This is a genomic window from Nostoc sp. CALU 1950, assembly GCF_051172895.1.
Classification (GTDB): Bacteria; Cyanobacteriota; Cyanobacteriia; order Cyanobacteriales; family Nostocaceae; genus Nostoc; species Nostoc edaphicum_A.
Map to the genome: position 1 here is coordinate 30,057 of NZ_JBDNJQ010000010.1, position 21,941 is coordinate 51,997.

Annotated in this window: 18 protein-coding genes and 1 tRNA gene; 7 read left to right on the forward strand and 12 right to left on the reverse strand. The window is 41.5% G+C overall.

The genetic code is table 11. From position 1 onward, the window contains the following. Positions 1 to 80 precede the first annotated feature (80 nt). From ABF638_RS05030 to ABF638_RS05040, 3 genes are all read right to left on the reverse strand, one after another. Positions 81 to 1,487: a lysophospholipid acyltransferase family protein gene (locus tag ABF638_RS05030; protein ID WP_435020783.1), complete on the reverse strand. Its 1,407-nt coding sequence runs from the start codon at positions 1,485 to 1,487 to the stop codon at positions 81 to 83. Between the two features lie 113 nt (positions 1,488 to 1,600). Then, positions 1,601 to 2,062 carry a DUF2127 domain-containing protein gene (locus tag ABF638_RS05035; RefSeq protein ID WP_435020785.1) on the reverse strand — a complete coding sequence of 154 codons (462 nt, stop codon included), beginning with the start codon at positions 2,060 to 2,062 and terminating at the stop codon, positions 1,601 to 1,603. Between the two features lie 311 nt (positions 2,063 to 2,373). Next, positions 2,374 to 2,446: transfer RNA gene (locus ABF638_RS05040), tRNA-Ala, on the reverse strand. 71 nt (positions 2,447 to 2,517) lie between these two features. Between ABF638_RS05040 and ABF638_RS05045 the strand changes: the two genes are divergently transcribed. Next, positions 2,518 to 3,405 (forward strand): rhodanese-related sulfurtransferase, encoded by an 888-nt coding sequence (locus ABF638_RS05045; RefSeq protein ID WP_435020787.1) that lies wholly within the window; start codon positions 2,518 to 2,520, stop codon positions 3,403 to 3,405. A 167-nt stretch (positions 3,406 to 3,572) separates the two neighbouring features. On the opposite strand, the gene ABF638_RS05050 is transcribed toward ABF638_RS05045, so the two are convergent. The 3 genes from ABF638_RS05050 to ABF638_RS05060 form a co-directional block, all read right to left on the reverse strand. Continuing rightward, positions 3,573 to 5,066 (reverse strand): ATP-binding protein, encoded by a 1,494-nt coding sequence (locus ABF638_RS05050; RefSeq protein ID WP_435020789.1) that lies wholly within the window; start codon positions 5,064 to 5,066, stop codon positions 3,573 to 3,575. Positions 5,067 to 5,073: 7 nt separating this feature from the next. After that, positions 5,074 to 7,875: a PAS domain S-box protein gene (locus tag ABF638_RS05055; protein WP_435020791.1), complete on the reverse strand. Its 2,802-nt coding sequence runs from the start codon at positions 7,873 to 7,875 to the stop codon at positions 5,074 to 5,076. Positions 7,876 to 8,562: 687 nt separating this feature from the next. After that, positions 8,563 to 10,095 (reverse strand): SagB/ThcOx family dehydrogenase, encoded by a 1,533-nt coding sequence (locus tag ABF638_RS05060; protein WP_435020882.1) that lies wholly within the window; start codon positions 10,093 to 10,095, stop codon positions 8,563 to 8,565. Between the two features lie 291 nt (positions 10,096 to 10,386). Between ABF638_RS05060 and ABF638_RS05065 the strand changes: the two genes are divergently transcribed. Continuing rightward, positions 10,387 to 11,226 (forward strand): alpha/beta fold hydrolase, encoded by an 840-nt coding sequence (locus tag ABF638_RS05065; RefSeq protein ID WP_435020884.1) that lies wholly within the window; start codon positions 10,387 to 10,389, stop codon positions 11,224 to 11,226. 29 nt (positions 11,227 to 11,255) lie between these two features. Here the strand turns inward: ABF638_RS05065 and ABF638_RS05070 are convergent, their stop codons facing one another. After that, positions 11,256 to 11,468, reverse strand: a complete 213-nt coding sequence (locus ABF638_RS05070; protein ID WP_435020888.1) for a hypothetical protein — start codon at positions 11,466 to 11,468, stop codon at positions 11,256 to 11,258. On the opposite strand from ABF638_RS05070, the gene ABF638_RS05075 reads away from it, so the two are divergent. The 3 genes from ABF638_RS05075 to ABF638_RS05085 all read left to right on the forward strand — a co-directional run bounded on the left by ABF638_RS05075 (position 11,382) and on the right by ABF638_RS05085 (position 14,401). After that, positions 11,382 to 13,103 carry a protein kinase domain-containing protein gene (locus tag ABF638_RS05075; RefSeq protein WP_435020793.1) on the forward strand — a complete coding sequence of 574 codons (1,722 nt, stop codon included), beginning with the start codon at positions 11,382 to 11,384 and terminating at the stop codon, positions 13,101 to 13,103. The two genes, ABF638_RS05070 and ABF638_RS05075, sit on opposite strands and share 87 nt — an antisense overlap. Before the next feature lie 94 nt (positions 13,104 to 13,197). Next, positions 13,198 to 14,103, forward strand: coding sequence for an Rpn family recombination-promoting nuclease/putative transposase (locus ABF638_RS05080; RefSeq protein WP_435020795.1), 906 nt, complete (start codon positions 13,198 to 13,200; stop codon positions 14,101 to 14,103). A 43-nt stretch (positions 14,104 to 14,146) separates the two neighbouring features. Beyond that, positions 14,147 to 14,401 (forward strand): hypothetical protein, encoded by a 255-nt coding sequence (locus ABF638_RS05085; RefSeq protein WP_435020797.1) that lies wholly within the window; start codon positions 14,147 to 14,149, stop codon positions 14,399 to 14,401. A gap of 59 nt (positions 14,402 to 14,460) precedes the next feature. Here ABF638_RS05085 and ABF638_RS05090 read toward each other — a convergent pair whose 3' ends face one another. The 5 genes from ABF638_RS05090 to ABF638_RS05110 all read right to left on the reverse strand — a co-directional run bounded on the left by ABF638_RS05090 (position 14,461) and on the right by ABF638_RS05110 (position 19,695). Then, entirely contained in the window at positions 14,461 to 15,249 is a 789-nt protein-coding gene (locus tag ABF638_RS05090; protein WP_435020799.1) for an ABC transporter permease, read from the reverse strand. 83 nt (positions 15,250 to 15,332) lie between these two features. Continuing rightward, positions 15,333 to 16,316, reverse strand: a complete 984-nt coding sequence (locus tag ABF638_RS05095) for an ABC transporter ATP-binding protein (RefSeq protein WP_435020801.1) — start codon at positions 16,314 to 16,316, stop codon at positions 15,333 to 15,335. 261 nt (positions 16,317 to 16,577) lie between these two features. Continuing rightward, positions 16,578 to 18,224: an ABC1 kinase family protein gene (locus tag ABF638_RS05100; RefSeq protein WP_069072992.1), complete on the reverse strand. Its 1,647-nt coding sequence runs from the start codon at positions 18,222 to 18,224 to the stop codon at positions 16,578 to 16,580. A gap of 31 nt (positions 18,225 to 18,255) precedes the next feature. Next, positions 18,256 to 18,552: a membrane protein insertion efficiency factor YidD gene (yidD, locus tag ABF638_RS05105; RefSeq protein WP_084227296.1), complete on the reverse strand. Its 297-nt coding sequence runs from the start codon at positions 18,550 to 18,552 to the stop codon at positions 18,256 to 18,258. A 78-nt stretch (positions 18,553 to 18,630) separates the two neighbouring features. Further along, a complete protein-coding gene (locus ABF638_RS05110) occupies positions 18,631 to 19,695 on the reverse strand; it encodes a mannose-1-phosphate guanylyltransferase (protein WP_435020804.1) in 1,065 nt (354 codons plus the stop codon). Positions 19,696 to 19,810: 115 nt separating this feature from the next. Here ABF638_RS05110 and ABF638_RS05115 point away from each other — a divergent pair, with 115 nt between their 5' ends. After that, positions 19,811 to 21,331 (forward strand): LCP family protein, encoded by a 1,521-nt coding sequence (locus tag ABF638_RS05115; protein ID WP_435020806.1) that lies wholly within the window; start codon positions 19,811 to 19,813, stop codon positions 21,329 to 21,331. An 85-nt stretch (positions 21,332 to 21,416) separates the two neighbouring features. Next, on the forward strand, positions 21,417 to 21,923 hold the full coding sequence (locus ABF638_RS05120) for a pentapeptide repeat-containing protein (RefSeq protein WP_435020808.1): 507 nt from the start codon (positions 21,417 to 21,419) through the stop codon (positions 21,921 to 21,923). The last annotated feature ends 18 nt before the right edge of the window (positions 21,924 to 21,941 follow it).

Here is a 21,941-nt window from a genome sequence, read left to right on the forward strand (position 1 = left end):
TTATCGTATCGAATCTTTGTGATCTAAAATTTTCATCAAAAAGCCTTAACCGAACTGTATTGTCCTGCCTCCTGCCTTCTTCAACTAATCATCTTCTCCAAAGCAACCTGTAAATCTTTTGTCAAATCGCTCACAGCTTGTCTAGACGCGAGGCGATCGCCCTGACAATTGCGAAAGCGTTCCGTAACTAAAATTGGCTCCCCCACGGTGATTTGTGCCTGTCGCAAACCTAACCGAGGTCGCCCCGGAAGCGTTGTATCTTGAATTCGGGAAAGCATATCGAAAATAAGCAAAGCTGTTTCCGCAAACCGTTCCGTTGTCGGTTGTTCCTGAATATAGGTAGCTGTGACTGCAACAAAACTTTCCACTATCCGCATGTGCCGCATTCGCAAGTCTGCTTCCTCTGCAATCCAGTCTGCTAAACCGCGTTTAAAGGGTGCTAAAGCATTGATATCTGGCAAATCTTCCCGATAAATGTAATTCCAGCCAGCTTCTTCCAAGCGGCGACAGCGGTCAATAAAATTACCCTGCGCCTGAACTCCAAAATATTGCTCGGTAACTTGTAATGCCTTATCTAGTAAGCGATGCAGTCGGGCAATTAATACCTGATTAGGAGTAGCAGATTCATCAATTGAGATGGTTTTTGGGATGTCTTGATGATAGAAGCGACGATAAAACTCTTCCATCTCGGTAATCAGATATTCGGCCAACCTACAGAGGCGTTGATAGTAAATCTCTTCACGATTGCCCGAATCAATTTTCTTTACTGGTAAGCCACTATCAGCTTCCAACTTACTCAACAACCAATCCAGTTTAGACCAAGGTGGTTCGGCGTAACGATACTGGATAGCGATCGGCAAAATGATCACAGTCTCAGTCCGGTTAGCTTTTTGCAAGTCTTCTACACACCAGAACCCCATTTGAGCAACACCTGGTTCCAGTGGGCTAACAATACCACTATGACCATTAGTACCGCCTTCGGGTGCCACTGCGATCGGTAGTTCGCCATTAGCAAACAACTCTCGTGCAGTTTGGATAGCTTGCCTATCTAGTCGCCTACCGCGATGAACCGGCACACCTCCCAGCCGAGAGAACAACCAACCTAGCCATTTTCCAGCCCAAACCGTCATACCCCGGTCATAAAGAAAATAGCTGTGAACCAGGGATTGTAATGTAATACCTTCCTGACGAGCGACTTTTGGCACAATGTGAGAAAGCAAATACAGCATACAGAGGGGATCTTCCACCTCTGGGTGGCGAAATGCCAACAAAAAGCGAATTTTTCCAGCCTGGAATTGTTGATAAAGTTCAGCTAATACCTCAACATTCGTGGCTTCAATCTTGACAATTCCAGCTGGTAGCCAAGGGCGAGTGCGAAACCGTAGTGCGATCGGCAATAACCACCGAACAATCTGGAGTACCAGCGGGTTCAATCGTTGGGGAATAAATTTCAGTGGTGGTTGAGTAGAGTGAATCGATCTAGGCAAGTCGCTCTCCAGATTGTATTTTTAGCGATTGTACAACGTGGGGTCTTAGTTTTGTGTAAACCTGGAGCTTCTTAAAAGAGTGGGCGTGTTTCTCTTGAACTAATGACTAATAATTAATGACTCCGCGCAGTGGTTTGATGTTTAGGAAAATTTCGTAATAAATAGCCAAACACTGCTAAGTTCAACACAAAAATAAACATTTTTATAGGAGAGATCCCCTGAATTAATTCATAAATTTCTGGTGGAATACTGATACCTACAAGTCCCAATACCAAGACATGTGCCCAACGTTTTTCGTACCATAAACCAATGGCTTCAATAGTAGTAACAATAGCATATATTCCTGTTCCGATACCGCTAAATGCCAAGGTTCGGGGATTTAAGTGAATAACTTTCTTTAAAAGCGAATCAATAATCATCGATTTCCCTTCTAAAACATAATTCTCTGAAAAAGCCTCTAGAGTTTGATAATTTTTTAATGTCAATAATAAAGCGATCGAAGTAACCATAAGCAGCAAAGCGGCAAATGATTTGTAGAGAACAATTGCTACTAATCCCAATGGACGCTTTTTCAAACAACCCCCTAAGTATAGATAAATCTAACTTTGATTAACTGGTTATCGATGATGCTAACTAAGACGCTTATTGTAGCAGTACTTAATCGCCCTATCTTTCCACTTTTCCCAACAAGTCAACTAGGGAAACTTCAACAAAGAAATTACTACTAACTACTTGTGGGGTGGCCGGAAAAGCCCGCGCAGTTCACAGGACAGGTGAGACGCCCATCCTACAAGAAATATTGGAATATTTTATTACTTGGAAGTTGCTTGTATATGCGTAGGCGTAGATTAACCCATGCATCGCACATTTCAATAAACATCTTTAATGGAGGTTAGCGGACTCGAACCGCTGACATCCTGCTTGCAAAGCAGGCGCTCTACCAACTGAGCTAAACCCCCGTAAAATTAAAATAGTAGGTAACTTTGATTGCCGTTGCTATTGTAACTTATATTGTTCCATTATCAAAGGGATGAAGCCAGAAAATATCCAAGTTGTTGCAGCACTGTATAAATTTGTCAGGCTGCCAGATTTTGCTGAGAAACGAGATCCTCTGCTGTCTTACTGCCAAACCCAAGGAGTCAAGGGGACTATTTTGCTGGCACAAGAGGGCATTAACGGTACAATTGCAGGTTCGCGTCAGTCCATTGACTCAGTTCTCTGGTTTTTGCGTTCTGACCCCCGTTTAGCAGACCTAGAATACAAAGAGTCATATACCGAAACTCCGCCCTTTGAGCGGATGAAGGTGCGGTTGAAGCCAGAAATTGTCACTTTGGGGTTGCCGGAAATTGACCCAAATGAGCAAGTTGGTACTTATGTCAGCCCCCAGGAATGGAATGATCTAATTTCTGATCCAGAAGTAACCGTGATTGATACCCGCAATGATTATGAGGTGAATATCGGTACTTTTCAAGGCGCAGAAAATCCCCAAACTGACTCATTCCGGGAATTTCCCGATTATGTGCGTCACCATCTCGACCCAACTAAACACAAAAAGGTTGCTCTGTTTTGTACAGGCGGCATTCGCTGTGAAAAAGCCTCATCCTTCATGCTTGCCCAAGGTTTTGCAGAAGTCTATCATCTTAAAGGCGGCATTCTCAAGTATTTGGAGGAAGTTCCAGCACAAGAAAGTTTATGGCAAGGCGAATGTTTTGTTTTTGACGAGCGGGTAGCTGTTAGTCATGGATTGGAAGAAGGGAGTTGTGAGCGGTGCTTCTGTTGTGGGCGTCCGATTTCTGAGGAAGATAAGGTGTCTCCAAAGTATGAGCAAGGTATCTCTTGTCCCTATTGTTTTGATAGCCTCACCGAAGAGAAAAGAGCGCGTCAGCAAGAAAAATGGCGTCACTACCAAAGGGAATAGGGAACAGGGAATAGGGAATAGGGAATAGGGAATAGTTTTTCATATTAGGAATTCTCTTTCCGGGAGTAAGATAAATACGCAACTAAGTGCGGACTGTTTTAGGTGGGGTCTAAATCCTCTTTTCTATTACTCTCCGTTCCCTATTTAATAGCTTCAGTCAAGGATAATTAGGAATTTAAGGGCAAAATTACTGTAAATTTAGTACCAACTCCAACTTGACTTGTGACACTGATTTTACCCCTATGAGCATCAACGCACCTTTTAACGATTACTAACCCCAATCCAGTACCCTGAATTGATTGGACATTTGAGGCTCGGTAGAATGATTCAAAAAGTCGAGTTTGGTCTGGTTCGGGAATGCCCATACCTTGATCTTGAATATAAAAAATTGCTACTTTCTCAATCGGGTCGCATATTAAATCAAACTGAATGTTGCCTCCTCTGGGAGAATATTTAACTGCGTTTGAGAGTAGATTTATCAACATGTAATGTAAGAGTTCTTCATCCATTACAGCAGACGTGTTCTCGCTATGACAGTTAAAAACAATTTCACATACGCTACTTTCAACAATAGAAAAATCTTCGACTAACTCTCGACAAAAATGCTCTAAGTTAAGTCCGGCGGGGTTGTATATAAGTTTTTCTGCTTCCGCTCGGCCCATAAACAGCACTTCTTCCATGAGTTTTTCCATAGATTGCACAGCACCTTGAATTCGCTTTAAATAAACGCCTCTTTTTGCATCTGTCAAATTTGCTCCTTGCATTTCGATGAGTTCTACTGCCGTTTGAATAACAGTTAGCGGATTACGAAACTCATGAGATACGGTAGAGATAAATAGTGACTTGAGACGGTTAAGTTCTTGCTCCTTCTCTAATGCTTGCTCTAGCAATTTTGTTTGTCGTCGTTCGCTAAGATCCCAGAAAACAACTACTACACCATTTATCTGGTCAGATCCTCGCTTTAGTGGTGAAGCACTATCACCAATTGGAATTCTTTTTCCGTTTTTTGTAATCAGAGATGTGAATTCCCCTAAATAAACAACCTGTTGCTCCCGCAGCACTTTTGTCACAGGGTTTTCTAATGTAGTCTCTGTAACTTCATCGACAATATGAAAAATTTTCGTCGCCTCATTTCCTAAAGCATCTTTTTGCTGCCAGCCAGTCAGCGCTTCAGCTGCGGGATTCATGAATGTCACTGCTCCCTGCTCATTGGTAGCGATGACAGCATCACTCATCGAATTTAAAAGGGTTGCTAACTGATCTCGATTCTCTCGCAGTTCTCGTTCTAACTGGTGTTTTAAAAGACCGATCTCGATCGCTATTCTTAAATCTTTTGTAGTAAATGGTTTAACAATGTATCCGAAAGGTTGGGTAAGTTTGGCTCTTTCTAAAGTATGGTCGTCACCATAAGCAGTTAAATAAATTATGGGTACATCTAACTGTTCACGAATCTGACTAGCGGTAGCAATACCATCCATCTCACCTTTAAGAATAATATCCATTAATACTAGTTCTGGTTGAGTTGCTGATGCTTTGGCAATGGCAACTTTTCCAGATGAAGCTGTACCCGTAACAATGTACCCTAATTGAGTGAGTTGGCTAGCAATAGTTCTAGCCACAATCACTTCATCTTCAACAACTAAAATTCTAGCTGGACCCATTTGATATTTATTGATGCAAAGTTAACTGCGTGAATTGGATTTTGAATACTGTTCCATGATTTCGTTCTAGAGTAATGCTGCCTTCCAGTTGTTCTATAACCAAGTCATATACTAACGACAGACCCAAAGAATCAGTATTTGTCCAATCTAAATTATCTGGTAAACCAATCCCATTGTCTCGGATAGTCATCTCGATATTATTACTAATATTGCGTAGAGCAATACTAATTGTGCCTGCTTGTTGATTGGGAAAAGCGTGCTTGAGGGCATTGGAGATTAATTCGTTAATAACTAATCCACAGGCAATAGCCTGGTCAACATTCAAATTTAACGGTTCTATATCAATTTCTAGTGCAATTTTACCCGGCCATATTTGATAGGAAATTAGCAAGCTTGTTGCTAAATTATGGATATAGTCAGCAACATCAATTTGCCCAATATTAGCGGAAGTATACAAATTTTTATGGATTAGAGATATTGACTCAATTCGGTTCTGACTTTCTCGAAGAACTTTGATTACTTCCGGATCTTTGAGTGTTTGAGACTGAAGTTGTAATAAACTGGAGACAATTTGCAAATTATTTTTAACTCGATGATGAACTTCCTTTAAGAGAACTTCTTTTTCAGCCAAGGCATTTTTTAATTTCACTTGAGCTTTTTGTCTTTGAACAAGTTCAGTTTGAGCTTGCTCAAAGATGCTGGATTGTTGAATTGCGATCGCTAATTGGACTGTAAGTTGATCGAGCAAATCTAATTGATTTTCTTCCCAATGGCGGAAATTAGAGCATTGGTGAGCAACCAATAAACCCCAAAGGTGAGAGCCGGGGCTTTGAGAGCCTACTTCTAGCAATATGGGTACAACTAAATTTGCTTTGACTTCAAACTGTTCTAACAGGCGAATATGGCAATCAGTGAGTCCAGCTTCGTAAATATTAGCGATCGCTCGTTTGCGTCCCTGATAATACTCCACCCCTGCACCTGTTTGAAAACACGTATCATGAATCTCTACACCCAAAGAAACTGTCCATCCAGGTTCCACCGATTCTGCCACAATTGTGCCGATCATCTCTGAGTCAAACTGATAAACTACTACTCGATCAACCCCAAGTAAATCTCGCACTTCTTGAACTGTTGCATTCAAAATATCTTGGAGATTCAAAGATTGACGAATCCGTTGAGCAACAGTCCGCATCAATTGCTCTCGCTCGGCTTGAGCTTTTAGAGCTAGTTCAGTTTGCTTCCGTTCTGTGATATCTTGCCCAATACCAATAATTTGACCATTTGAAAGTTTAATATTAGTCCAAGACGTATCCAATAAACGACCATCGCGCACCTGAGTTCTAAAGTCACCCCAATTGCGTTGTGCGGACTGAACAAAATTTATTACATACTGTCGATATTCAGGATTAGGGTATAACGCTTCCAATACATCATAAGTTTGGCAATCTTGAAGTTTCCAACCGAGAATATTTTCCCATTCTTGGTTCACCCATTGAAGTTTACCATTGGGAGCAATGAGGGCAATCATCAATGGTATACTCTCGAAAATTATCCGCAAAAACTCATTTTGCTCTTGGAGTTTTGTTTCGGCATTTTTTCGGTCATTAATATCATAGAATACTGTTAAAATCGCTGATTCATTGTTGAAGTTTAAATATTGTAGTGAAGTTATCGCCCAAAAATAAGTTCCATCTGCTCTTTTTAATTGAAGTTCATAATTATGAATAAAACCATGCTGATTAAGAAGTTTTAATAGCGCTTCTAAATCTGCCAAATTATGATACAAATCTAATAAATTTTTGCGATTTATTAAATACTCTGGAGAAAACCGAAATGTTTGAAGCAACTCTGGATTAGCGTATAAAATCAAACCATCAGATGCACGGGAAATAATGAATGGAACAGGAATAGCTTCAGAAACAACTTGAAATCTAGCTTCACTTTCCTGAAGAGTTTTTTCTATTTGTTTATGTTCTGTGATGTCTCGTATATTAACCAAATGAGCTTGGTGACAAGCATAGTCTATTAAATTTGTGACAATTTCAACATCAATAATCTGTCCATCTTTTCGCCGATGTCGCCATTGTTCAGTAAAGTCTAAGTCAGAGTGCTTTTTTCCTAAATATTCCAGGAAAACAGGCATGTCTTCTGGTGTGCAAATGTCAGTTATTCGCATTTGCAAGAACTCTTCTCGTGAGTAGCCGTAGTGAAGAACAGCAGCTTCATTGACATCTAAAAATTGCAGATTATTCTGGTCATATACCCACATTAGGTTAGGATTTTTAGAAAAAAGGAGATTAAAACTCCTTTGGCTATCATCAATAAGTTTTTGCCGATGTAATTCTAAATACCTGATTACCTGTCGAGCCAACTGTTGTAAGGCTACTTGCTCTTTAACACTCAAGTTTCGTGGTGAAAAATCAATTACACAAAGACTACCTAATGCAAAACCACTTGAGGTAATTAGGGGAACTCCTGCATAGAAACGGAAATAATTATTTGATGTTACAAGGGGATTTGTAACAAACCGTTCATCTTGCAAAGCATCCGGGATGATTAATATTTCACTGTGCAAGATAGTATAACTACCAAAAGAAATGCTTCGAGGAACTTCCGATATAGTTACTCCAATTTTTGACTTGAACCACTCTCGTTCTGCATCAACTAGACTAATCAGGGCGATTGGTGCTTCACAAAAGTTAGCAGCTAGTTGAGCTAGTTCATTAAAAACTTCTTCTGGTGGCGTATCTAAAATTTGATATTGATTAAGTACTTCTAGACGTTGGCTTTCATTTTCAGGAAATAACATCAGTGGTTGTGTAACAAAAATTTTGTTAAATATCAGATTTAAACAAACTAAATATTAAAAAATAATTCTGCTAAATAAAAATCGTTTTTTAACGTTTGTAATGCCAGATTAAATTAGCTAAAGCCTATGCTGAAATGAACAAATGTTTTTACTCTAAAAGATTGTTACAATATTTATTTTTTGTGAAAATAATTTACTCCATTTGAATGGGTACTTGGGGTTTCTTAAATGTGAGTTTCAAAAAAATAATATTCACCAACAGTTCTTTTATCAAATTCTGGGCAGTTTTTGCAACCTCATAAATAGATAAGTTTATTAAGATAGTTCACTTACTAAGGAGTAATAAAACAAGCAAGAATACGGCTACATACGGAGATTGATAACTCTTAACTCCTAAGCTAAGTTTACAAGGGATAAGTTGCTACAGCAAAGTTTCAAGATGTATTATCCCAGACCAAACCGCATCGAACCCCAAAATAAGGTTGACAATTTACGGCAATACTGAAGTAAGAATTGTATCACCGTACAAACTATCAGGTAAAACTTTTTACAGTATATATTTACCGCCAAAAGTTTAAGTTAGGAAATGAACCACATACTAATAGGTTGAAGCAAACTACGCGTAGCGTCTCGTAGAGTAGAATCTTTGCGGACTTGATGTTATATTGCGGTAGCCTGCGCTATGTTTTATCTTGGGCGTCCTAATGTAGTGATATATAAAACAGCTTCATCAGTAGGTATACCCAAAACTTCATTTACTTGGTCATCAAAGAATCCACCAATACCACTGACGCCTACATTCAGGTGCATTGCTGCTAAATTCAAGCGCTGTCCTAAATGACCGGCATCCATGTGTAAGTAACGGTAAACGCGATCGCCATATTGTGCGATCGCAGCTTTCAAATCCGCTGTATGAAACAATACCGCTGCGGCATCCCGCCCCAATTCTTGCCCTAAACAGAGAAAATGTAACTCTCGCCGAAAGTTTTTAAACCGAATTTGGCGTAATTCTTGGGCTTTGGGTGCGTAATAATAACAACCCGCCTCCAGTCCTTTGACTCCGCAAACAGCAATGAATGTTTCTATTAAATTCAGATCAAAGTAGTCTGGAGAAATATCTAAACTTTGGTCGATGTAATTTTGTGGTTGGTAAGTGAAATCGAGTAAACTTTTCAATTCATCGAAGCTTAAATCATCACCATTGTAGGCGCGGGTAGAGCGTCGCTTGTACATAGTGGTTTCCAGTTCTGACAGCTTTTTTCCCCAGTCTATAGGTGCGGTGGTGGTGGGAATTTTCAAACAGAAAGGAAAGTTGTATTTATCCTCCAAAGATTTTTCTTGTTTGATAACTGGTAGATTGAGATTGCCAGTTATACCTGATTGGATTTGGGTGTGACGATGGAAATATGTCAGCAGTTCGCCATCGGGGATTTGGGGATAACTAGTTTCGGTGGCGGAAGGTAAGGCAGTACATCCCAATGGTAAATTTTGATTGACATCTAATAAATCTGCCAGAGGTAAGATAGCGATCGCACCTTCTTGTTGCGGATCAACATAAAGCAGATCGTTAACTGATTCATCCACAAAGCCGCCGATTAAATGGGGACGATAATCAGTAATCGCAGCAGCTAACTCGATATTACCCAACAAGTGTCCCGTATCCAGAAAAATCCGACGATAAGCCCGATCTTCATAGCGCCACGCAGAACGATAGAAAACCGCAGTGACAATGATTGCCAGTTGGGTATTTTCTAAAGAAGGATGCCAGAAACAAGCTGCTTGGAGAGTTTGCCAAACATCACTTTCCCAATAATGCATGAGAGAATGAGTCCGACACTGGTAGTTATATAGACCAGGCGGCAATAACGACGTCCCACGGGAAACCACATACACTTCGGCAGGGTATAATCCGCCTGCACTGGGAGCAGCGCGTAAATACACAGCACTCCCCATAGAAGGCATTTTCGCCGTCAATCCATAGCTGCGAAACAACAGCCTTGAGAGTCTTTGCCACCATTGAGCATCTGGATTATTAGCAAATGCCTCTGCTTTTTCTTGGATATAGGGTTTGAGATCAAAAGTAGAGCCGATTTTGTACTCTTTAAAGGGCACTGGCTGTTTAGTCCAGTCCAACCGCTGATTTTTGGAGGCGAGAGTCTCAGGATTGTATTTAGTCCGTTCGTGATAATGCTGGGCAATTGATTGGTGTAATTCTGGCATAGTACTTTCAATATCCTTGGGGCATCCTTTATTTTTGATCTTGGCATTCATTAGCCTCATTGTTTCGTGTCAATTGGTACAATCCTCAGAGTCATAAAGTGGTAATTGGTAACAATTGGAATGGGGAATGGGGAATGGGGAATGGGGATTGGGGATTGGGGATTGGGTATTGGGTATTGGGTATTGAGCATTTGGGCATTTATTTGGGTATTAGTTATTCTTGTCTCCCAGTCCCCAGTCCCCAATCCCCAGTACCATATAAACGCAAAACTATCTACATCTGGATGTGCAATGATACCTGTGCGTCAAACTTTATCAAAACCTGATATCCAACTTTCTTATTTAGAGTGGAACCAGGGTCAAGAACCTTTACTGCTGTTACATGGTTTAGGCGACCATGCTCTGGTGTGGTCTAGTTTAGGAGATTATTTGGCAGCAGACTACCACATAGTTGCACCAGATATGCGCGGACATGGCCAAAGTAGCAAGCCAGAGATAGATTATAGCTTTGAGAGTGCGATCGCAGACCTTGAAGCACTCATGGATCATCTTGGATGGACTTTTGCTCATATTGTCAGTCACTCGTGGACAGGCAAATTAGCCGCGATTTGGGCACGAGAAAACCCAAAGCGGTTGCGGAGTATAATTCTGGTCGATCCGATTTTCATTTGGAAGATGCCCAGTCTTCTCAGGGTAACTTTTCCAACGTTGTATCGCTTCTTGCCTTTTCTCAAAAGCATGGGTCCCTTTGCCAGCTACGAAGAAGCCGAACAACAAGCACAGCAGTTAAAGCAATATCAAGGATGGACTTCCTTACAGCAACAAGTCTTCCAAGCAGGAATAGAACAAAAACCCGATGGTAGTTGGGGCAGCAAATTTACCATAGCCGCCCGCGACGGGATTTTTGAGGCAGTAATGCAGGTGCCCGGTTTTACAATTCCCCTTGACACCCCTGCCCTATTCATCCAGCCAAAACAAGGACTGAACCGCCAAAATTGGCAAATTCAACCCTACAAAACCCACCTTCAAAACTTACGCATCTGCCAAGTTCCCGGCAATCATTGGCCATTTTTGACACAACCAGAAGCATTTAACCAAACAGTGGCAGCTTTCTTGACAGAACACAGATAGAAAATCTCATGATTATTTAGACGGGATTATCATACGGCAACAGAAGAATTAATAGGAGCAATGTCTAGGGAGATTGGGCATGGGGCATTGATTATTCCCCCATCTCCCTCATCTCCCCCATCTCCCCCATCTCCCTCATTCCCCATTACCCACTCATGAGCCTTTGTATCAATCCCGTTTGCCCTCAACCAAATCACCCGAATAATCATCAAAACCGCTTTTGTCAAAGTTGTGGCTCCCATCTAGAATTGCTAGGGCGTTATCGAGTGACGTGCCTGTTGAGTGATAAAACAGGGTTTAGTAAAGTTTATGAGGCATACGAACAAGATACCCCCAAAATCCTCAAGATACTCAAAGAGGATCTATCAAGCGACGCCAAAGCAGTAGAACTATTTCAGCAAGAAGTAACCGTGTTGGGACAACTCAAGCATCCCGGCATTCCCAAAGAAGATAGTTACTTCCAGTATCAAACCCGAAATGGTTTAGTGTTGCATTGCATAGCAATGGAAAAAATCGATGGCTACAACTTAGAACAATGGCTAAAGCAGCAGAATTGCCCCATATCCCAAGAACAAGCCATAGATTGGTTAAGACAATTGCTAGAAATTTTGGATGTAGTGCATGGTAAACAGTATCTACATCGAGATATTAAGCCATCTAACATCATGATCAGATTCCCCCTTGATAAGGGTTGCAGGAATCTAGTACTAATTGATTTTGGTACCGCCAGTGAAATTACTAAAACCTACCAAGACCAACTAAGCAACAGCGACAAAATGACAGCACTTATGTCATCTGGCTACAGCGCCCCAGAACAAATGAATGGTCAAGCAGTACCGCAATCAGATTTCTTTGCTTTGGGACGCACATTTGTATTTTTGCTCACGGGATACCATCCTTTGGATATGTATGATGTCCAGCATAATTTATTGCATTGGCAAAATCATGCAATCCATATTTCACCCTTACTATTGAATTTAATTGATTGGCTAACAGCATTGGATATAGAAAAACGTCCTGCCAATACTCAGGAAATTTTGCATTCCCTAGAAGAAATTGAAACTCAACTAACAGAAGCTACTTCTATAGATATTAATATACTAAATATTTATCAAATTGAAAATTTACCTCAGCCTGTTAATGACAACTTATTGCCTGTAAATAAACAACCCGAAAAAGTGCCGATGTTGACTTTTTTCGCACTGCTGCTAGTGGCGTTAGGATTGCTTAGTATACTGGCTTTAGCAACACGAAAATCAGATTCTTCTGGAATGTCAAATTACAGACAATATCCAGAAAAAAAAGGTAATATTGATTATTTTGATTATAAAGAAGGTAGAGATAGTCAGGGAAGGATAGCCGAATTTAATATAGCTATTTTATCACTAGAATATAAATGGCTTGCAGGTAGTAATTTTCAAGTTAAATATAATGATGAAATTATTAGTGTTGACCTTTTAAATCTGAATTTACAACAAGAAACTATAGAGAAGGTAATGGAAGATTCCAATGAAATCATCTCCGTTGGCACAGCTTCTTGTAAGGGTGATACAGCAGTTCAAGAACGTGTGGCTTTAGAACGTTCCAAACAAATACAAGTTTTAGCTAAAAAAATATTTATTAATACACCAAACATTAAAAGTTATCGCTTACTGAATTTGGGTCAATTTCAGCGAAGTGATTGTCAGAAAAATCAGAATTTAACTACATATCAGAGAAGTGTAATAATCATTGGTGTTAAAAGAGAATCAGCAGGTGTGATTCTGGATGAGGCGCTACGCAATAGGTTAGAAAAAAAGCCTTTTGCTGATTTTAAATTAGAAGATTATTCTTTGGGGTCGGCACAGAAATTTAAGACGATACCAAGTAATTTATAAAATCTATAACAAAGTACATCAGTGCATAGGTGTAGCCCATCGTATATATCGCCACTTTAGCCATAAACTACAACTATGGTCATCTACATCTCCTATGGCTAAAACAGCAGATATTAGCACCAAGCGATTAATCAGCCTCGCACCCGAAAATTGGGTAAAATGGGTAACACAAATTCCCGATATTGCATCTGGAGAAATTATCAACTCCGAATTCCAGTGGATTAGCCGTGAGAGTGATGTATTAGTCCGCGCCACCAGTCCCCAATATGGCGAATTTATAGTACTTAACGAGTTACAATTACGTTACAAGCTTGAAATGCCCAAACGGATGCGGGCTTATGCAGCACTGGCAGAAGAAAAGTACAATTTGCCCACCTATCCAGTACTGGTTAACATCCTCAAAGAAAGTGATGTTGAAATCCCCACCAGTTATGAATCGCAATTTGCAGGTTTACATGCGCGTCAAGACTACCGCGTTATAAACCTTTGGGAAGTCGATGTGGACATCGCTTTTACTCAACCTGTTCCCTCATTGCTTCCCTTTGTCCCAATTCTCAAGGGAGGTGCAGAAGAATCGACTGTGCAACGGGCATTGCAAATTCTTCGCGCCGATGAACAATTGAGCCAGTTAGAAACCGTCATGGCTTTTTTTGCTACCTTCGTATTAGACAGCGCTATAGTTCAGCAAATCATGAGGTGGGATATGGCAGTGTTACGCGAATCTCCCTGGTATCAGCAAATTTTGAGAGAAGGGGAAGAACGTGGCGAAAAACGTGGGGAAGAACGAGGACGGCGAGAAGGGGAAGAACGAGGACGGCGAGAAGGACGGCAAGAAGAGATACTGTCAGGTATTGAACTCGCTTTGGAGATAAAATTTGGCGTTGAGGGATTGCAACTGATGCCAGAAATCTCTCAAATTTCAGATTTAGATAGATTAAAAGCAATTCAGCAGGGAATTAAGAGCGTGAATACTCTAGATGAACTACGGCAATTAATTTGAAGTGATGAAACTTCCTTGAGTTTGGCAAATTATGAGGTGATATATGTCAGTGTTCGAGAAATCTTTCTTTTATCAAGAAAGTTTCAAAAAAGGTTATGAAAAAGGTTGGCGAGAAGGTTTTCTGCCTGAACTTGAATGTGCTTTAGAGAGAAAATTTGGCTGCGAAGGATTAAAACTGATGTCAGAAATCTCTCAAATTTCAGATTTAGAACAATTAAAGGCAATTTACCGAGGCGTATTAAAGATGAATAATTTACATGAAGTGGATGAACTCATCCGCAACATTCAAATTACCTAAATTTAGCTAAACTCTGGAGCGGTAAACTTCCTAATTATGAATTATCAATTATAAATTGTTCATGCTCCCATCCCAGAATACCGCTTCAAACCTGCACGCCAAAGCAAGCGATTCACACCCAAAAATACTAATATCCATCCCACCATTGACCAAAATCCCTGACCTAAATTTACGGGTAGCCCTACCAAAAGACTTGCGGGAAAATCAATCAAATAAGGAAAAGGCGTAAACATAACTATTTTCCGCACAGGTTCTGGAAAAACCTCTAAAGGTGCTATCAAACCAGATAAAAATAGATAGAATAACAACCAGAAGTTTTCTAAAGCGCTAGCCCTTTCTGTCCAAAAGGCGAACATAGCAAAGGTGTACTGAATCAAAAACCGCAAAGCAAAAGCTAGCCCCGCTGCCAATGTAAAGAGCAAAAATCTATCCAAACTTGGTATCCAAAAAGCCTGGGGATAGAGAATAAAAAATAATCCCACTAATAAAAAAGCAAAAGTTAAACGAGCAAATCTTTCAGAAATATGCCCCGCAACATGATGCCATACTGGGTCGAGCGGTTGTAGCAACTTGGGCGAAAGCGTGCCTTCCACAACTTCTTTTTCAAAGTCCCAAATTACCCAAGCAACTGTGAGTTGTCTGACAATAAAAACTGTGATGAAGTAACGGGCAAAATCCACGGGTGATAGCCCAAACTGTCCTCCTTGTGCGGCTTGTATCCAGACACCCATGAGGATAATCGGCAAAGACCCAGCTAAAACCCATAAGATTAGTTCTGCCCGATACTCAACCATATAGGCGTAGTATACTGACAGCAAAGTTAAGGCTTTTCTGATTATCCGCTTCATTTATTCACTTCCCGCTACAAAAATTACCCACTGACTCAGAATTCCCCACTCTTGCTCTTGTACAGACGCGATTAATTGCGTCTCTAATCCACAACGCCTGCCTGAAAAACTCTTCCAATTACTTCTTCCACAGGTGGTTCGGTAACTGTTAAATCAATTACCTCCAAATCCGCTAAAATCTGAGATACGGTGCGGGTGAGCGCCTCTCGTGATACCATAAAACGCACTGCTCGCCCTTCTAAGAGTTTCACGTCACCATAGGTCATAAGTTTTTCTATTGGTAGAGGTTGGGCTAACTCTATATACACTTCTCGGTAAGGAGCAAAACGTTCTAGCAATCCGTCTAAGCTACCGTCATACATCAGTCTTCCCTGGTGAATCAACAGCACCCGTTGACACAAAGCTGTAATGTCAGCCATGTAATGACTGGTTAACAGCACTGTAGCTTGATAACGCTGATTGTATTCGCGTAAGAACTCGCGTACCGCAGCTTGAGCATTTACATCTAATCCCAGCGTCGGTTCATCTAGGAACAATACGTGGGGATGATGCAAAAGTGCTGCCAACAATTCTGCCTTCATCCGCTCACCCAAGGATAGCTTCCGCACTGGTTGAGTAAGTTTACCTTCTAGGGAAAGCATCTCTGTTAATTCTCCTACCCGTCGCTGGAACTCTCTATCAGAGATGTTGTATACAGCGGCATTAATTTTCAAAGAATCAAGTGCTGGTAAATCCCAAATTAACTGCTGTTTTTGCCCCATTACCAAGGTAATTTTTTGCAAAAATGCTTCTTTACGCTGAAATGGAACTTGTCCAGCGACTCTGACTGTACCGCTGGAGGGGTGAATCAGCCCCGTAAGCATTTTGAGTGTGGTGGTTTTACCAGCACCATTTGGGCCTAAAAACCCCACTATTTCACCAGGGGCAATTTCAAAGGAAACATCCTGAACTGCTTGAATTGAGCGGTAGGTGCGGCGAAAAAAGTGGGTGATTGTACCTTTAATACCCGGACTTTTAACTGCTACTGGATAAGATTTACTCAGATTTTCAGCGATGATAATTGACATATTTTTTATATTAGAACCACAGATGTACACACAGAGAAGTCTGAGTGGCGGCTTCCGCGACTCAGAACTTCGATGGTAAGGACTGGGGACTGGGAAAACATTCTAAAATTTGGGAGGGGTTAAAGCCCCGAACATCATTTTTCGTTTGATAACCCAATCCCCAATCCCCAATCCCCAATCCCTAATCCCCAGTCCCCAGTCCCTTTTACTTTTAGATTTTAGATTTTTCCTTCAATTCAAAGTCCAAAATTTAAAATGGTTTTACCGTAAACGTCCCGATCGCAATGTACTGATAATTAACCACAAACCCAATAAACTGGCGACTGCAAACAGGATGGTGCTTAAAAAAGATAGCTGAGTTGTCTGCGCTCTGGTAGAAATTATTGCCGCACCCATAATCAGCGAACCCACTAAAATACTAAAAGAAAGTCGGTTAGCGGCATCATCCATAGTGCGCCGCACACCATCTAACCCCCGCAGCGATAGATTCCACTGTAAGGTTTCTGAGGTAACTCGGTCTAATAACAGTTCTATTTGACGGGGAGATTGAAGAGAGAGACTTTTAATATCCAAGGCTGTTCTGAGGAGCGATCGCACTGGATTATCCCCTATTAACTGGCGTCGAAACAAGTCTGTAATTAATGGTTTGACTTCATCAAAAAAATTCAGATCCGGGTTGAATGTCCGCGCTACACCCTCTAAATTCGCTATGGTTTTGGCATACAAACCCATATTACTAGGCAACCTAATTTTATTGTTGCGGGCAACTTGTAAAACTTCATAAATGATCTTACTGAAGTTTATTTGCGTGAGGCTGACGTTGTGATATTTTCGCAACATGCGATCGTAATCATTTTCTAACCGCGACAAAATTACTGGTTGAGCAGAATCTGATAGCTGCAAAGTTAATTGAGCGCACCTTTGAGCATCTAAATCAACGATCGCTAACAACATCTCTGTTAATATCTGCTGTGTACGGGGATCAAGTCTTCCCACCATGCCACAGTCTAACAGGGCAACACGCCCATCTTTGAGATAAAACAAGTTCCCTGGATGGGGATCAGCGTGAAAAAAGCCATCAATATATAGTTGCTGAAAAAATACCCGAAATAACAAAGTAGTTATTTCTTTACGCTCTACAGCAGGATCTTTACCATTATTGTTGTTGTTCAAATCCGCCGACAAGAAGGGTACCCCATCCAGCCATTCCATCACCAGTAATTTTTCTGTGGTCAATTCCCAGTTAATTTCCGCAACCACTATTTGCGTGGGATCAAACCAACGACTTTTAGATAAGTTGCGCCGTAGTTGGTCTGTAAAACCCGCTTCCCGCGTAAAATCCAACTCGGCTTCTAGCGCTTTGGTAAATTCTTCAGCGATGGATTTGATTTCATAGGTTTGCCCAAACTCAGTCCGCGCCACTAAATCAGCAATACCTTGAATTAAAGCAATATCTTGGGCAATAGTAATATCAATTCCCGGACGTTGCACTTTCAGAGCGACTTCTCGACCGTCTGCTAATGTCGCGCGATGTGTCTGGGCAATTGATCCCGCCGCTACGGGGATCGGGTTAACTGTACTGAAGGTTTCTGCTAGTGGACGTTTTAATTCTTTACGGAGGATTATTTCGATCTCTGGCCAGGGAACTGGCGGTACTTCGTCTTGTAGGGTTGATAGTTCCTCAATGTAGGCTGCACTTAGTAAATCTGGACGGGTAGAAAGTAGCTGGCCAAGTTTGACGTAAACTGGACCCAAGTCTACCAGAATATTTTTTAAAACCGCAGGTGTCGGTAGCTGTGGTTCATCAGCTTTGCCACCAGTGAGTAACCTTCGCATATAGTCCCAGCCATTGCGAAGGAATACTTCCAGGATTTCTCGTTGACGGGGAACAGTTTGGGTGAGGAACATTTTTGTAAAGAACTGCAAAGATGCAGAGGAGTTAAAGAGGTAAACAGCAGGGGATGACAATACAACGGAAGTCGGCTCTAGCTTTGGTACTTGTTAAAGTTTTGCTAGCTGCGGCACAGTCTTTGAATCTTTTTATGGATGATTGTACGGCTTCGTGGAGCTTCTGTTCACTCAGCATCCGTTTGACGTAATTAGAGCAGGAATCCCCACCATGTAATAAGCGATGGGAACAACTAAATCCTTTGGACGGAGAAATATATTTTTGATAGGCAGTAATAGAATCAATGGCCATTGTTTTGGCGAGAGGCTCAAAGCTAATAATGTCCATAACTGTCAGATAAAATAACAGACAGTCAAGTTATAATAGGAAAATAGACTTTTTCGCCTCTGCCAAGGGTTTTAATTTTTACAGCAGGTCGCTAAATCGGGAATCGCTTTGAAGAATTTTGAGGATCTGCTTAATTTCCTGGGTACGTTCTTTTTTAACAACGAGAGTGACATTGCGATCGCGCACAATCACCACATCCTCTAAACCAATTGTAACAACTACATCTTCTGGATTTGAGGCGTAAATAATCGCCCCCTGCGTGTCCAACCCTACATGAGTAGCGAGTTCCACATTGGGATTCTCCTCTTTCTTCAGTAAGCGTTCGATCGCGTTCCAATCTCCTAAATCATCCCAACCAAAATCAACTGGCAAAACGTATGCTAGAGTTGTCTTTTCCATTAGCGCATAGTCTATACTCTTCTTAGGCAACTGGGGATAGATATCAGGACCATGTTGTTCTAAAGGTTCGATAATTTCTGGAGCATGGGTATGTAGTTCCTTGAGAACAACCCCTGCCCGAAAAACGAACATTCCACTATTCCAGCTAAAGCGTCCCGTAGATAAAAAAGTCTCTGCCGTTTCACGGTCGGGCTTTTCAGTAAAGCGGTTCACGTGATAAGCTGGCAACTCATTAAAGCTACCTATTTTTTCACCTTGTTCAATGTAGCCGTAACCGGTTGATGGAAAAGTAGGCTTGATCCCCAGTGTAACAATCGCTGCTGTACTTGCTGCCAGTTGCGTAGCCGCGCTTAATGTGTGTGCAAACGCTTTTTCGTCAGCAATCCAGTGGTCAGCAGGGAAAAAGCCAATCACAGCGTCTTCTCCATAGCGCTGTTTGATTTCTAAACTTGTCCAAGCAACGGCTGCGGCAGTGTCTCTTCCTTCGGACTCGATCAGTAAGTTTTCAACTGGTAAATCAGGTAATTGTTGTCTTACCCCTTCAGCTATCTGACTAGAAGTTATAACCCACAGGGAATCCCAACTTCCTCCGAGTGCTAACAAGCGATCGGCGGTTGCTTGTAATAAACTTTTAGAGCTACCATCTAGACTTAAAAATTGCTTGGGTCTGTCTTTGCGACTCAGGGGCCAAAAACGTTCACCTTTACCACCAGCAAGGATTACGGGGAACAATAAAGTATTCATGTTGTCATACACGCCTACCGAAGAACATTACAAGTTTACAGTGAGCTTTTCCACTGGCAATATTTGTAGCTTGGATTAACATACTTTTAGGGAGTGGTTGAGTGGGGAGATAATTGTGATAAAACAAGTCGAATGGTCGGAAAATCCGGTTACATCTCAACAAGTAGTAGAGTTTGAAAGTGAAGTGCGATCGCAGCAACTTCAACGAACGGAAAATCAAGTAACACCTGTACCAGTAGCCGACTCAGAGGAGGAGGAGGTCGAACTAAACCTACCAGCGAATCCGAACCGTAGCGTCGTCGAATCTGTGGGTGCAATTCCCAATCAGCTTTACGAGAGACTGGGCTTAACCATGCCTCGATGGCTGTTATGGATTATGACGGTTGTTATCGGTGTCATCTTATCTGGGCTACTGGTATCAACTTTAGCGCTGTGGACTCCTCTGTGGAGCAACCTAGATCGAACAGATGAAGATTTAGGAACTGCTGGTAAAGACGAGATAAAAATCCCACTACCAGGCGAGTTATGGGGAAAACTCTCCCAGTACCAGCTTTCCCGACCGATGAATATTTTGATTATGGGGATTGAACCAGTCAGCGGTACGGTTGATGGCTCTCCAGAAAGCTTTGCTGGAAAAAGCGACTCCATGCTGCTGGTACGTCTTAACCCTAGTGAAAAATCTGTACGGGTGCTTTCCATTCCCAGAGATACGATGATTGCTATCCCCGAAAAGGGAGAAAAGGGATTAACTAAGGTATCTGATGCCAATGCCCAAGGCGGCCCAGTCTTGGCAGCACGGGTAGTTAGTCGTACCTTAAACAACGCCCCAATTCATCGCTACATCCGTATTTCTACCAGTGGCTTACGGCAGTTAGTCGATCAGTTAGGCGGAGTAGAAGTCTTTGTTCCGCAATCAATGGAATATAAAGACTCCAGCAGTCGTCTGTCGATTAATTTAGTTAGTGGCTGGCAAACCCTCAACGGCGAACAAGCAGAACAGTTCGCCCGATTCCGCGAACCAGGTTTGGGAGATTTGCCAAGAGTGCAGCGTCAGCAAGCACTAACAGCAGCATTGCTACAACGCCTTAATAGTCCCACCATTTTACCCAGGTTGCCTCAATTAACTCGCTTGATGCGAAAATACTTTGATACCAACCTGAAGATGGAAGAAATGATGGCGTTGGTGAACTTCGGTCTCAACCTAGATCGGGATAACTTCCAAATGACCGTGTTGCCTGGTACTTTTAGCCGTTTTAGCAAAGACCCTGATAGCTATTGGCTAAATATGACTGGACAACAGAGCCTGTTGAATGATTATGTTGGGGTAAATGTACCTGGTCTGAAGCCAGATATGCGTCAGGTTCCTAACCTCAAAATTGCTATTCAAAATGCTTCCAATCAACCTCAGCTAACTGAAAAAGTTATTGCTTATCTGAAACAGAAAGGCTTTACTAATATTTACAAAGTGCCTGATTGGCCAGATACCCAACGTCAAACTCAGATTGTTGTCCAAAAAGGCAACCGGCGAGTTGGAGTTGATTTGCAAAAAGTCTTAGGCTTAGGTCAAATAGAAGTGTCTGCGATCGGTGATTTAGAATCTGATCTCACAATTCGGATTGGTAAAGATTGGAAATAGCCAAGAGTCATTAGTCATTAGTCATTAGTCATTGGTTAAATGACAAAGGACTAATGACCAAGGACTACTGACAAATAATAAAGTTATGAAAAAGATTTTACTGCGCTTTTTTGGTTTGATAGCGATTTTGATACTAGCCTTTTTGTGGATAATACTTAATCCCAAACCGGCTTTTGCTCAAATCAACACAATTAACTACAACAATATAAATTTAGAAAATCGTGACTTCTCTCATGCTGATTTAGCAGGTGTGACTTTTGTAGCAGCAGAAATGCGGGGTACGAATTTCCAAGGAGCGAATTTAACCAATGCAATTCTGACTAAAGGCGTTTTGTTAAAGGCAAATCTCGAAAGTGCGAACTTGAACGGCGCTTTAGTTGATCGCGTCACTATGGATGGTGCTAACCTGAAAAATGCCATTTTTACAGAAGCAACTTTGACCCGCAGCCGCTTTTACGATGCCGAAATTACAGGTGCTGATTTTACAGACGCTCTGATTGACCGTTATCAAGTATCGCTGCTGTGTGAAAGAGCCGATGGCGTCAATCCAGTTACGGGTGTCTCAACGCGAGATAGTTTGGGTTGTAAGTAAAGAATCTCGGCGTTGAGC

What these genes read in the sequence shown, in the direction of transcription:
- ABF638_RS05045 (WP_435020787.1), top strand. Translation starts at nt 2,518, where the DNA reads ATGAAGCCAGAAAATATCCAAGTTGTTGCAGCACTGTATAAATTTGTC.
- ABF638_RS05090 (WP_435020799.1), bottom strand. Translation starts at nt 15,249, where the DNA reads ATGAAGCGGATAATCAGAAAAGCCTTAACTTTGCTGTCAGTATACTAC.
- ABF638_RS05060 (WP_435020882.1), bottom strand. Translation starts at nt 10,095, where the DNA reads ATGCCAGAATTACACCAATCAATTGCCCAGCATTATCACGAACGGACT.
- ABF638_RS05070 (WP_435020888.1), bottom strand. Translation starts at nt 11,468, where the DNA reads ATGGGAGCCACAACTTTGACAAAAGCGGTTTTGATGATTATTCGGGTG.
- ABF638_RS05080 (WP_435020795.1), top strand. Translation starts at nt 13,198, where the DNA reads ATGGCTAAAACAGCAGATATTAGCACCAAGCGATTAATCAGCCTCGCA.
- ABF638_RS05110 (WP_435020804.1), bottom strand. Translation starts at nt 19,695, where the DNA reads ATGAATACTTTATTGTTCCCCGTAATCCTTGCTGGTGGTAAAGGTGAA.
- ABF638_RS05055 (WP_435020791.1), bottom strand. Translation starts at nt 7,875, where the DNA reads ATGTTATTTCCTGAAAATGAAAGCCAACGTCTAGAAGTACTTAATCAA.
- ABF638_RS05100 (WP_069072992.1), bottom strand. Translation starts at nt 18,224, where the DNA reads ATGTTCCTCACCCAAACTGTTCCCCGTCAACGAGAAATCCTGGAAGTA.
- ABF638_RS05120 (WP_435020808.1), top strand. Translation starts at nt 21,417, where the DNA reads ATGAAAAAGATTTTACTGCGCTTTTTTGGTTTGATAGCGATTTTGATA.
- ABF638_RS05095 (WP_435020801.1), bottom strand. Translation starts at nt 16,316, where the DNA reads ATGTCAATTATCATCGCTGAAAATCTGAGTAAATCTTATCCAGTAGCA.
- yidD (WP_084227296.1), bottom strand. Translation starts at nt 18,552, where the DNA reads ATGGACATTATTAGCTTTGAGCCTCTCGCCAAAACAATGGCCATTGAT.
- ABF638_RS05065 (WP_435020884.1), top strand. Translation starts at nt 10,387, where the DNA reads ATGATACCTGTGCGTCAAACTTTATCAAAACCTGATATCCAACTTTCT.
- ABF638_RS05075 (WP_435020793.1), top strand. Translation starts at nt 11,382, where the DNA reads ATGAGCCTTTGTATCAATCCCGTTTGCCCTCAACCAAATCACCCGAAT.
- ABF638_RS05050 (WP_435020789.1), bottom strand. Translation starts at nt 5,066, where the DNA reads ATGGGTCCAGCTAGAATTTTAGTTGTTGAAGATGAAGTGATTGTGGCT.
- ABF638_RS05085 (WP_435020797.1), top strand. Translation starts at nt 14,147, where the DNA reads ATGTCAGTGTTCGAGAAATCTTTCTTTTATCAAGAAAGTTTCAAAAAA.